At 47.3% G+C, this 12,308-nt stretch carries 11 protein-coding genes; 7 read left to right on the top strand and 4 right to left on the bottom strand.

The genetic code is table 11. The features are described 5' to 3' along the window. The first annotated feature begins 238 nt into the window (after positions 1-238). The gene (locus NDI48_32040; GenBank protein MEP0835802.1) at positions 239-931 is read left to right on the top strand and encodes a Coq4 family protein; all 693 of its coding nucleotides are present in this window, start codon (positions 239-241) and stop codon (positions 929-931) included. A gap of 74 nt (positions 932-1,005) precedes the next feature. Beyond that, positions 1,006-1,374, top strand: coding sequence for an HNH endonuclease (locus NDI48_32035; protein ID MEP0835801.1), 369 nt, complete (start codon positions 1,006-1,008; stop codon positions 1,372-1,374). Between the two features lie 223 nt (positions 1,375-1,597). On the opposite strand, the gene NDI48_32030 is transcribed toward NDI48_32035, so the two are convergent. Both NDI48_32030 and NDI48_32025 read right to left on the bottom strand, forming a co-directional pair. Next, positions 1,598-4,420, bottom strand: a complete 2,823-nt coding sequence (locus tag NDI48_32030) for a tetratricopeptide repeat protein (protein ID MEP0835800.1) — start codon at positions 4,418-4,420, stop codon at positions 1,598-1,600. 446 nt (positions 4,421-4,866) lie between these two features. Further along, complete coding sequence (locus NDI48_32025) at positions 4,867-5,169, bottom strand: hypothetical protein (protein ID MEP0835799.1); 303 nt, start codon at positions 5,167-5,169, stop codon at positions 4,867-4,869. Between the two features lie 281 nt (positions 5,170-5,450). Here NDI48_32025 and NDI48_32020 point away from each other — a divergent pair, with 281 nt between their 5' ends. The 5 genes from NDI48_32020 to NDI48_32000 all read left to right on the top strand — a co-directional run bounded on the left by NDI48_32020 (position 5,451) and on the right by NDI48_32000 (position 10,014). Then, entirely contained in the window at positions 5,451-5,735 is a 285-nt protein-coding gene (locus tag NDI48_32020) for a hypothetical protein (protein MEP0835798.1), read from the top strand. 222 nt (positions 5,736-5,957) lie between these two features. Continuing rightward, complete coding sequence (locus NDI48_32015; GenBank protein MEP0835797.1) at positions 5,958-6,977, top strand: mechanosensitive ion channel family protein; 1,020 nt, start codon at positions 5,958-5,960, stop codon at positions 6,975-6,977. After that, on the top strand, positions 6,974-8,305 hold the full coding sequence (locus NDI48_32010; GenBank protein ID MEP0835796.1) for a DUF2254 domain-containing protein: 1,332 nt from the start codon (positions 6,974-6,976) through the stop codon (positions 8,303-8,305). Before NDI48_32015 ends, NDI48_32010 begins: the two co-directional genes overlap by 4 nt. Before the next feature lie 105 nt (positions 8,306-8,410). Next, on the top strand, positions 8,411-9,433 hold the full coding sequence (locus tag NDI48_32005) for a DUF389 domain-containing protein (GenBank protein ID MEP0835795.1): 1,023 nt from the start codon (positions 8,411-8,413) through the stop codon (positions 9,431-9,433). A 176-nt stretch (positions 9,434-9,609) separates the two neighbouring features. Then, entirely contained in the window at positions 9,610-10,014 is a 405-nt protein-coding gene (locus NDI48_32000; GenBank protein ID MEP0835794.1) for a transposase, read from the top strand. Positions 10,015-10,019: 5 nt separating this feature from the next. Here NDI48_32000 and NDI48_31995 read toward each other — a convergent pair whose 3' ends face one another. Both NDI48_31995 and NDI48_31990 read right to left on the bottom strand, forming a co-directional pair. Continuing rightward, positions 10,020-10,274, bottom strand: a complete 255-nt coding sequence (locus NDI48_31995) for a hypothetical protein (GenBank protein ID MEP0835793.1) — start codon at positions 10,272-10,274, stop codon at positions 10,020-10,022. A gap of 111 nt (positions 10,275-10,385) precedes the next feature. Then, positions 10,386-11,663, bottom strand: coding sequence for a DUF389 domain-containing protein (locus NDI48_31990; protein ID MEP0835792.1), 1,278 nt, complete (start codon positions 11,661-11,663; stop codon positions 10,386-10,388). Positions 11,664-12,308: the final 645 nt, after the last annotated feature.

Below are 12,308 nucleotides of genomic sequence, written 5' to 3'. Positions count from 1 at the left end.
CAGGATTTGAGAAATTCTGTGCAAAAAATCTTGAGCCAATTAAGTACTCAAGTCATTAGTTCTTTGACAGGATGGCAATTTATTTTAGAGGCTTTATCTGTAGCAGGTATTTAGGAAATTGGTATAATACACGTCACTTTATCAATATTACAAATTTACAACTTGAAAACTGGCTAGAGTTTTGGAATAGAGATAGAATCCTTTTAGCCATGTATTCGTCTTAATAAAGGAGAATAAAATGAGCATCCTAGCCCAATTAAAACAAAAGTGGCAGACTCTAATCACGGGATACCGCTTCATGCAGCTTGTAGAATCTCCCTATGGAGACTTTGGTGCAATTGGACGCATCTCTAACGTTATCAATAGCCCCGATAAATTGAAAAAAATCATTAAGTTTATCGCTGCCGATGAACAAGGACGGAAGGCTTTAAAAGAGCATTTCAGACTGGGAAAAATTAATTTACAACAACTTCATCAGTTACCCAAAAATACACTGGGCTACCTCTATGCTGACCACCTGCTCAAAAACAATTTAACTCCCCCTTCAGTACCAGATACCGTTGATGACTATTCATTCCCCGGCGTTCATCTTCTAGAAACGCATGACATCTGGCATGTGGTAACAGGTTGTGATACGACAAAAGCGGGAGAAATTGAGCTAGAAGCCTTTTATACAGCCCAAATTTATCCATCTCCAACCTTTTTAGCGCTGCTGGCTAAAAATTTAATGAAAACGGCTATCGAAGATACAGAACTCTGCGAACAACATATGAATGCCTTATCAAGAGGATGGATGCGAGGAAAGGAAGCTAAACCCTTATTTGGCATTGAATGGCATACCAAATGGGAAATTCCCTTAGAACAGTTGCGGATTCAGTTGAACCTCAATCAACCAATAGACAAGACCATAGAAGTTGTTACAGCCGCTTAATTAACGGATAAGATAGTTTTCAATAATGTTCCCTTTGTTGCGCGCTCGCTCACCCGATGGAAAAACATTAAAAGGTGCCCATAGACCGTCAGCGCTACCCTAAGAACTGGTCAGATATCGCCCTCTCTATCAAAGAGGCGGCTTCTTGGCGCTGTCGTCACTGCGGGAAGCACTGTTTACGCCCCGGTGAAAAACCCAAGAACTTTACCAAGTCCGAGCGAACTATCGCAACACTCACTGTCCATCACGCTAACTTCACCCCAGAGGATAATAGACCAGAGAACCTGATTCCTCTGTGTGCGCCTTGTCACCTAGCTGTACACCAGACTGGTAAGGGTAACATATCTCCTGGTCAGCTTTCTCTGTTTAGTTTCCTCGTAGATGACAATGCAACACTGATGATTGTCCCCAACATTGAGCTATTCTCTCTCACCTCAAGCTGATAAACCCTCAAGCTAGGCTGTTCCCTAATTCCAGTTGGGAGAGTTATTGGTATTAGAAAGAGTTTTTGGGTATTCGATTGATAAGAATAACTGATACCTAAACTCAAAAACAGCCAGGACTAAAACGGAAGATAATCAGTATATGTCAAGCGCTCAACGGCAGAACCATTTTCGGCGTGCTCATCAGCCAGAGGCATTGACACCCGATGCAGCTACCGAGAGGCTACCGCATCGCCGTCCAATCTCCAGAGGGGATAAAAGCGGCCCAATAGTAAGGATGTTGGTACTGTGGATTCTGGAGCATTTCTAGCTGGGTTTGACGCAGAGCTTGAGAGCGCTCGACATTAGCCATTAAGCGCTTGTAATAGCTCACCATCAAATCCTTGGTGCCTTCATCATCGACTTTCCACAGGCTGATGAGCTGACTTTCGGTTCCAGCAACGGCCAAGGCGCGACGCAAGCCATAAACGCCATCCCCACTGACAACATCTCCCAGTCCGGTTTCACAGGCTGAGAGTACCACTAACTCAGTTCCCGATAGGTTCAGTCCGGCAGCTTCCAATGCCGTCAGCACTCCATCTTCACTGCCACTTTGACGGGGGTTGAACCCGGCTAGAGCAATTCCAGAACGCAGCAGGGGGTTCTCGGTGTTGCCAGTGGTAAGACGGGAGGGGGGAACAGAAGTGGGGACTGGTTCAAGGGAAGAACGGTCTTGAAACAATGAGCGGGAGAAATCGGGCGATGCACCGATGGGAACGTCATTGAGGAAGAAGCCGTGAGTCGCAATATGCAGAATGAAGGGACTTTGGAGTTGCTTGAGGGCATTTTCAGTTGCCCCCATGCCAGTCAGCAGCGTGACTCCTGGTAGCATGGGGGCAATGGCTTCAGCTTCAGAGGCAGTTCCGGGTAAGGGACCGAACTGGAGTTGGACGAGGTCTGTAGAGCGTTGGTTTTTCGTGCTGCGAATTGTGGCAACAGGCACAGACGGGTTGCCAGGGTTGTCATAGTCAGGATTAGCGATTAGCACGGGTGCGGAGCTGCTTTTGGTGGGATTTTGGAGGCGCAACAGGTCGCGTCCGGAACTCAGGTAGGAGATGGAGTAGTTTTCCACCAGATAGCGATTATTTTCATCAACCAAGGCAGCGAAAGGAATCAGGTTAAGTTGGCTGTCCGGGGAAAGCAGCACGGTGCGGCTGTTGCCCAGAAGCTTACGAACGGGCTGCATTAGTTTTTCATCCAGCGTCCGGGCGACTGGCTTGACATTAGAGGAAAGGGTAGAGCGCAGGGCTTTGCGGAAGTCAGCAACCGCTTGGTTGATGGGTTCAGCTTCGCCTAAGTCTACCCATTTTGGTTCACCTGTGGAGTGCAGGACGTAGGCGACGTAGCGAGGGGCACCCCACTTTTGACCTGGTTTTGTGGCTTTGGCGTTGAAGGGTCTGTACAACATCAGTTCTACCAAGGCGGCATCGGCGGGAATGAGCGGCTGTACGGCTTCAATGGTGACGGGCCGGGATTCAGTGCGGAAGAAAGCACTGCGTGTTGAGAGGATGCCTTCGAGTTGGTCAGCTTGGGCTTTGAGGGTGGTAAAAAGCTGGCGGTATTGGTCGGGTGGGAGATCACCAGTTCCCTTAAACAGCAGTGCCGCCAGTTGGGAGCGAGTAGCTGCCAGTTCGTTCAGTAATTTCTGGTCTTCGGGTTTAAGGTTTTGACGCAAGGTTTGTAGGCTGTCGGTGAGAGCATCGAGGACTATGCCTTTGCGTTGGAGGACAGTAGTCAGGGCGAGACGGGCCGCTTCGGGGTTGTTAGGTGTGTCTTGGACGTGTAGTGAGACAGTTCCGTTGGTTGTACCCCTGAGGGTGCCGATGTAGGCGCGTTTCTGGGCTTCCGAGCCAGTGGTGAAGATGAGGGCAAGGTTGCGTTCTTCGATATTGGTGCCACGGCTCCAGAATTCAAGGGTACGGGCGATGTTCCCCTGTGCCAAGTACAGAGAAGCCAGATTGTTGAGACTGAGGGCAACATGGGGATGCTCTTTACCCAGCACTTTTTCAAGGATTGCTAAGGAGCGTTGGTAGAGAGGTTCGGCTTGGCTGTAGTTCCCCATTTCCTGGTACAACAATGCCAAATTGTTGAGACTTTTTGCAACATCGGGATGCTCTTTGCCCAGCACTTTCTCATAGATTACCAAGGAGCGTTGGAACAGAGGTTCGGCTTGGCTGTAGTTTCCCTGTGCGTGGTACAGCCCTGCCAGATTGTTGAGACTTTTTGCAACATCGGGATGCTCTTTACCCAGCACTTTCTCGGAGATTGCCAAGGAGCGTTGGAACAGAGGTTCGGCTTGGCTGTAGTTCCCCTGTGCCTGGTACAGTAATGCCAGATTGTTGAGACTGAGGGCAACAGAAGGATGCTCTTTGCCCAGCACTTTTTCCCGGATTGCCAAGGAGCGTTGGTGCAGCCGTTCAGCTTGGCTGTAGTTCCCCTGCACTTGGTACAACAATGCCAAATTGTTGAGACTTTTTGCAACATCAGGATGCTCTGGTCCCAGCACTTTCTCATTGATTGCCAAGGCGCGTTGGTAGAGAGGTTCGGCTTGGCTGTAGTTTCCCATATCCTGATACAGTGTTGCCAGATTGTTGAGACTTTGTGCAACATCGGGATGCTCTGGTCCCAGCACCTTCTCGCGGATTACCAAGGAGCGTTGGAGTAGAGGTTCGGCAGAGCTGTAGTTCCCCATTTCCAGGTAAAGATTTGCCAGATTGTTGAACGTCGTAGCAACATAGGGATGCTCTAGTCCCAGTACCTTCTCATAGATTGCCAAGGAACGTTCTGCCAAAGGCATGGCAGCAGCGTACTGCCCTAGGTCTAAAAGCTGAAGTACCTGTTGATTCAGCCGCAAGGCTTCCTCCAATTCGGCTGACTGTTGAGCTGACTCTTGAGGATTAGCTTGTCCTACCACTCTTCCTGGCAAGGGTGCTAGTAACCCCATGACTCCGATGAGTGTAACAACAGCCCACGGTAGTTTTCTCCTGACTCCTGATGCAGCCCTCATCATGTCGATTACCCTGAGTTTGTTGTCCTTATTCTCTATCTGTCAGAGAAACCAAGATTATGCAGGATGGATAAACGGCTGGCACAAATTGAGAAGCTCTTAAAAAATTAAGGTAAAACGTAAGGATAGTAAGTATTTCTCTTTCTTAGCGGTACATGGGTACCTTTACATTAACGCTCATAACATCACCCCACCTTATGAGCCAATCGCAACAAGTGGGGGGATTCGCATTAAGGGAGAGATTTACGCCCCTAGTACGCCATAATTTTTCGGTATTAGCCCAAGTAACGATATACCGTTGTTTCAGACGCTAATGTAATTCTCGTAGTGAGAGTTATCGGAATAAGGATTACGTTACGGAACTGATAACCATAAGTAACGCTAATCCTCCCCTAACTCCTAATGAATTGGGGGAGGATTAATGTCGATGAAAAGAATTCGACCTTTTAGCGAGAAAACCAAGAGGTTGAGGATGTGACCCGCCGCTCATCCTTAGCCTGCGTCATTAAAGGGGCAATCCTTGAAAACCAGTAAACAATTTCAGGGTCACTTACGGTGGTTAACCTGGCAATGTCTACAGCCGTTTGGTACGCTTCGTCGGCTTTAGGGTGATCCGTTAACCCCGCGTGTTTTAATAGCGCTACTTTCAAGTTGCCGGGGTACTTAGGTAGGTCTTGATCATCTTCAACGCGGATGCGGCAGAGAATAGGAGTCCAATCTATCCCATTAACTGTAAAAGGATTAGGCATTTTTTAAAGTCCCGTACAAAGAAGTCAACGCTTCTTTGGTTTTTTTTTTAAATTTGACTTTAATTTAAAGCAGCACCTAGATAAAAACAAATATTTTTAGTTATCGAATCAATAACCTAAAGTTATTAACCGTCGAACTTACTAACGAAAACCCGCCTACTTGGCGTACCCGAAAGGAGATGGGACTGAGGTGGGGGTATCTAGGTCAAAATCGACGGTCAATCACTTTAGGTTATTGATTCGCGCTAGCCCCAGTGCCGGAAGAAGCACCAAGGTTTGTGATGATGCATAATCCAAAATCCTTTGATGCCTTACCTCCTAACACTGCTTCTTTGGCTGTGGGAGGGTATACACAGGGTGGGCAATTTCGCGTGCCCTTCACGCCAGAATGGTCTTGCTTGACTTTCATTAGGGAGGATGAAGTACACGCTGATGGCTGGATTGAGGGCTATGGACAGTCGGGGAATCGTCTTTACGTGAACCGAGGGATTGGTTTTAGCATCGTACCGATACGGCTCAACTGCCCACCAGAAATCACTGTATTTACGCTTCGAGCATCCCTCTAATTGAGGAAGAAATACTTAAGGCATTAGTTTAGAGTCGGACTTGTCCAGGGGTTTTCAGTTGACTTATTTAACTTGACTGATTTCAAGAATTAAAGTAAATTTAAAGCTATTTTTTCTTCTAAAACCCGCACTGCTTTGCTCGGAAAGCTTCAATACTACGAGTAGTCAGATTAATTTTAATTGTTATTAATATTCACAACCTTTGATTGAAGTGGAGGAGTTATGAATCCCAAAGACTCAGTAACAACAGCGTGGGGAAAAATTCAGGCAATGATCGACAGCCTGGTACTGATGCTGCCAAATATTGCCTTAGCGATAATCGTCTTTGCGCTCTTTTATTTGGCGGCGAGGGGTATCAGGTCGCTGGTCAGACGCCTGACCCGAAGGCATCGGCAGGCACGGAATCTAGGGCTGGTACTCGGACGTTTGTCCCAAGGAATTACCATTTTAGTCGGTCTATTTGTCGCGTTATCCATTGTTATTCCGTCATTCAAGGCAGGAGATTTGGTTCAACTGCTGGGTATTAGTGGTGTGGCAATTGGTTTTGCGTTCCGCGACATCCTTCAGAACTTTCTGGCTGGGATTTTGATTCTTTTAACTGAACCGTTCCAAATCGATGACCAAATCGTCTTCAAAAGTTTCGAGGGAACGGTTGAAAATATCCAAACACGCGCCACGACAATCAGAACTTATGATGGACGCCGGATTGTTATTCCGAACGCTGAACTGTTCACCAATTCAGTGATGGTGAATACTGCCTTCGATAACCGCCGTCTTCAGTATGATGTTGGCATTGGCTATGGAGACGATATTGACCAAGCGAAGGAGTTGATTTTGGAAGCGATCGCCAGCGTGGATGATGTCTTGAGGGAACCCTCCCCCGATGCCTTGGTAATGGAACTTGCTGAAAGTACCGTGAACATCCGCGCCCGGTGGTGGATCAACCCCCCGCGACGTGCAGAAGCTCTCGACTCACGAGACAAGGTTCTTTCTGCAATCAAGAAAAAGCTCAGTGCCAACGGAATTGACCTGCCCTTCCCGACGCAACAGATTCTCTTTCACGACCAAACCGAAGAGACAGATGGCGATCGCTCACGTCAACGAGAAGGATGGCCGGCTGGAAACAAACAAGTGCCGAAGCCACGTAGCATCGGCGGTTCACTCAGGAAGCTTGCCGAAATACGGGCGCAAAGGAATGGAAATGGAAGTGACGAGCCTCAAGCAGTTAACGATAGTCGATGAAAAATATCAAGTTAGGCAAACTTTGGGACTCACTCCACTCCAGCTACTGGTTCGTGCCGACACTGATGGCTGGTATGGCGATCGCTTTGGCGTTCACAATGCTATCTCTGGATCGAGCAGGCAAGTCTGGATCAATTGAGAAGTTATCTTGGATCTACACGGGAGGTCCTGATGGTGCGCGTACAATGCTTTCAACCATCGCTGGATCGATGATTACTGTGGCTGGTACTGCCTTCTCGATTACCATCGTTGCTCTCACTTTGGCATCCTCACAGTTTGGTCCGCGACTGCTGCGTAACTTTATGCAAGACACGGGCAATCAGGTTGTGCTCGGCACGTTCATCGCCACATTTATCTACTGTTTGCTCGTACTGCGGACAGTCCGGGGGGATAACTACAACGTGTTTGTGCCGCAGATATCGGTTACAGTCGCCATCGTTCTGGCGCTCGCGAGTATCGGCGTGCTAATCTACTTTATCCATCACGCCTCAACCACGATTCAGGCGTCGCACGTTATCGGGGAGGTCGGCAGCGATCTGGACAAGGCGACCAATCGCCTCTTCCCCCAAAAGATGGGGCAAAATCTACCAGAAACTAGGCGACGATGGGTTGAGGAAATCCCAGTCGGGTTCGACAAAGAAGCTGCACCAGTCCTGGCTACCCAAAGCGGTTACATTCAGGCAATTGATGACGAGAAGTTGATGAAAGTTGCCAAGTCCAAAGACCTCCTGATGCGTCTCAAACTTCGCCCCGGCAAGTTTGTTGTGCAAGGAAGCGAATTACTAATGGTTTGGCCTGGGGAACGGGTTAATGAGAAGCTCACCCAGCAAATCAATAATGTTTTCATCTTGGGTAAAGAACGCACTGACCAGCAGGATATAGAGTTTTGTATCAACGAACTCGTTGAAGTCGCGCTTCGTGCCATTTCCCCAGGCATTAACGATCCGTTTACCGCCATCCAATGTATTGACCAGTTAAGCGCAGGACTCTGCCGTCTAGCCGAAAGAGATTTTCCCTCTCCCTACCGTTACGATGACGACAACAACCTGCGCGTGATTGCCGACCCGGTGACATTTGCGAGGCTAACCGATGATGCCTTTAATCAGATTCGGCAATACAGCAAATCGGATGTAGCAGTAAGAATCCGAATGTTAGAAGCAATAGCCGTTATTGCAACACACACCCACAAAAAGAAAGACCGGACGGCGCTTCTGCGTCATGCCCAGGTGCTCCAGGATAGTAGCCGTGAGGAGGTATCTCAGGAGTGCGATCGCGCTTGTATTGAGGAGCAATATTTGGCGGCAGTGAAGGCGTTAGAGCAGCGATAAATGAGGAAAAAGCTGTGATCACTACCAACTGACGAGTGTATCAAGTGACAACCATTAGGGGCAATATCATTGTCATTGTCAGTGAGGTGATTCAAGGAGAGTATTTTGCTCAACTCTATTCGGGAGCGTTTTAATAATTTCAGCAAGAGAAAGGTTGCTCCACAGGATTTAAACCAAATACAAATTGACTTGTTGGAAGAATCAACTCTCAATCTTAACTATCTTGTATTGATTATAGGCTCCTGTGTAATTGCTACCTTTGGGCTTCTTTCCAATAGTGCTGCTGTAATTATCGGTGCCATGATCATTGCTCCTCTGATGTTGCCAATCCGAGGATTAGCATTTGGAGCATTAGAAGGCAACGTTGTCCTCTTCCGCAAAGGTTTAATGGCAGTAGTAGTCGGGACGATTCTCGCAATTTTTTTAGCTTGGTTTCTGGGTTCTTTGGTAAGACTGCCAGACTTTGGGAGCGAAGTTCTGGCTCGTTCTAAACCCACATTACTAGACTTAGGAATTGCGGTCGCTGCTGGTGGAATCAGTGGCTTTGCCAAAATTCAGCCCAAAGTTTCTGGTACTTTGGCAGGAACTGCGATCGCTGTTGCTCTCATGCCACCAATTTGTGTTGTTGGCTTGGGTTTATCTCAAGCTAATTGGTCACTCAGTTGGGGGGCAAGCCTGCTCTACTTAACCAATTTGCTGGGAATTACCCTCTCCTGTATGCTGACCTTTTTAATGGCCGGCTACACCCCGCTATATCGCGCCCACAAAGCCCTCGGTTGGGCATTGGCTTTGACAGCTATACTTCTCATTCCTTTAGGTGTGAGCTTTGCGGAATTGATCAGGCAAGCCCAACTCGAAGCCAGTCTGAAGCGGGCATTGCTGAACCGAACCATTACCTTTCAGCGAGTGGAACTGATTAAAAGCGAATCCAACTGGTTGACGAACCCGCCCGAAGTCCGTCTGACTGTTCGCAGTAGTCAGGTTTTGACCCCCAAACAGGTGCAGCTTTTAGAAGCATTTGTCGAAAAAGAAATGGGTCAAAAATTCACCCTAATTTTTCAAGTCAGTCAAGTTGAAGAAGTCCGACGGGAAAAGCTGAATAAATCTAGTTCAAAACCGAAACCTTAAGTCTTTTATTCGTAATTATATGACTACAGAAACTCTATTTGTGGCAAGCGATAATGCCATATTCGGACCCAGTAAAGGGGCTATGACCATAGAACCGATAATGATAGTTCCGTCATCCCGTAATAGACCAATGGCAGCAATAACTGTTGAGAGCAGAACCATCAAATTATGAGTCCATGACAGAATTACCGTTGCAGAAACATCATTCGGCGGGAAATGGAGAAAATACAGTCAAGTTCCTGCAAGAGATTAAAAGTCATCATCCTGAACAAAAATTACTCCTAATTTGGGATGGTGCTTCTTACCATAGAGGAGAAGAAGTAAAAAAGTTATTAGCTACAGAAAATGAAGAAAAAGACAAAAAAGATTGGTCAATTATTTGTCATTTTCTTGCCCCTTATGCTCCTGAAGAAAATCCAGTAGAAGAGATTTGGTTACAAGTCAAAAACTTTATCCGACGTTTTTATTATATCTGTAAAAAGTTTTCAATAGTTAAACGATTATTTCAGTTTTTCTTTAATTTCAAACTTTTCAATCCTCCTAACTTAAAAAATTATGATGCTTTTGTACAACTCATTTAGACGCGCTATAGTAAAGGTCCAGGGATAGATGCTTCTACAGAAAGCAGAATAATGCGAAATTCATCAACTTGAGAAAAATGATTGGCTAACCGATCTATTGCAGTTTCGGCTTCTGCCCCATACAGCAGTATTTTAACGAGATTTTGATGGTTGTATAAGTTGGTCTGCCAAATCCCTACTAAGGAATAGTCTCGGAGTAATTCTGGTACTTTCTGGGCATCCTCCTCAGGAAGGAATACTTCAATCAGACGTAAGTTCATAAATAATTAGGTGCTTTTTTGTCTATACAAACTTTCGCCCTAAATAAAGAAACAATTTATAGTAGCAAAACTCTCGCCTACTAACTGCATATAAATTAAGTGTGCAATAGTTTATTGCGGCGCTTCGAGAACACTGACATCAATTAACGGTGTCACGTTAAACCCCTGCTCAAGTAACTGCGTTTGAATAGTGCTTGTGAGGTGGGAACGAATCTCCTCAGAGGACTGGGTGACACCTGCTTGACGCTGAACATAAACGGTACCTAGCAGTGTGTTCTGCCCTTTGATATTCGCAGGAGGGAAATGAACATTCGCTTCCACCAGATTTGCCAAATCGCTATCATTTACCACCTTCTGAATCTGAGCAGTGGCACGCTGCTCACGGCTGCTGCGCTGAAGCTCAGGGGAGGTAGAAAACTGCCAAGTCAGCAAGCTCAAGAGCAGCAGCACCGTAGCGGCAAGGACAACCGGAAACACCCATTGCTTGCCACGTTTATAGCGGGTTCCCTGAGCAGTCAGCCCATAGGTGCGGAACATCAGGGAGGCTGATAAATTAATCCCGACCAGTTGCAGCAAGAGTACAAAGACACCATTCAAAGCCATATCCCATCGCCCCATCGCGCTTGCCATGCCCACCACTCCGGCAGGCGGTGCTAGTGAAGCCGCAACCAGCATCCCAACGGCTGCTCCTGACACGAGGCTACTTCGCTCTGATTGGACAAGATTGAGAGCACCTGCCGCACCTGCAATTAGTGGAAGCAGCACTGCCACAGATGAGACAGTACTGGTTGCGTTCATTGAGGATGTCACAACTTCCTGTTGCAAAATCAGGCTGAGCGCTCCAGCTACGGTGATTGTCACGGCAAGGGCTGAAAAGTAGCGAATTAGACTCCGCTTGAGCAGTTCTCCATCACCGCGTGCTGTAGCGATCGCCGCATTCATCGCTGGACCTGCAAAGGGTGCAATCAGCATTGCCGCAACGAGAAGATAGCTACTATTGGTGAATAAGCCAATCCAGACCACCACACCCCCTGCCGCTGCATACCCCAGAAACCCTTTCCAGGAGCCAACGCTTTGCAGACCTGAAAGAAATATCTCGATTGGGCTGCGTGTCTCTACATTTTTTACCTGCTGGGGTGCCTCTGATGCTGGAGGCTGCAAGGCTATTACTCCACGAGGGAGCAGTGTGACGTGCAAGTTGGGTAGTGGTTCTAACTTTTCTAGCAGTTCCTCAACCTTGCCATTGGAGACGTGAACGATTACCACGTCTAATGGTTCATCCTTCCCAGTCGCTTCAAACTGAGCAAGATTCGCTCCGTTACAAGTGTTGGCGATGTCTAGAACCTGTTGACCGCATCCCCGTGGAACCTGAACAAGTAGTTGACGCATTGCTCTCCCTCTGTTCTATAGTTGCTGTCCGGGAAGCCTGATTGGTGTTCCACCTCTCCATTGTCCCGCGTGACGGGCAACGCGAGACTCTATTGAGCCGTTTGAGGGTTTTGGTTGCTGGTAGTAGGGCGACCAACAATATAAGGGGTGTGAGTAGCATCCTTTTACGGAATGTTTATCTACCAGGTACGCCACCTGCCACAACTCTATTGGTAGCCAATCGATTTTTAAAATTTAACCCCTTCAAAAAGCAATGACTGAAACACGGATAACGTGGAATATCAGCTGTAACCATTGATTTAGCGTTGGCACGGGCGGTAACCAACGAGGCCCGTACCCGCTTATTGAGAATTATCTTCACTAATTGCTACTCTTCATAAGCTGTGGTTCATCGAACTTTCCGGGAGCTGGACAAATACCCGTCTGGCGGCTGCGCCATAAGGCTTAATCCTAATCAAGACAATCAAAATCTTCGACGGCGCGACCGTCCAGGGCTGGTAAGTCTTGCGAAGAGCGCTCGCACAACAAAGACTGTGCGAGCGCCAAAATCATCACGCTACTGCGTGAGTTCTTTCGGCTCTAATGACAGTTAATAAATGACAGATATTGATTTTTGTCATATGTCTCGCTACAGTAGGCTTATCA

This window comes from Microcoleus sp. AS-A8 (genome assembly GCA_039962225.1).
GTDB lineage: Bacteria > Cyanobacteriota > Cyanobacteriia > Cyanobacteriales > Coleofasciculaceae > Allocoleopsis.
This window is presented reverse-complemented; position numbering and strand designations above follow the sequence as displayed.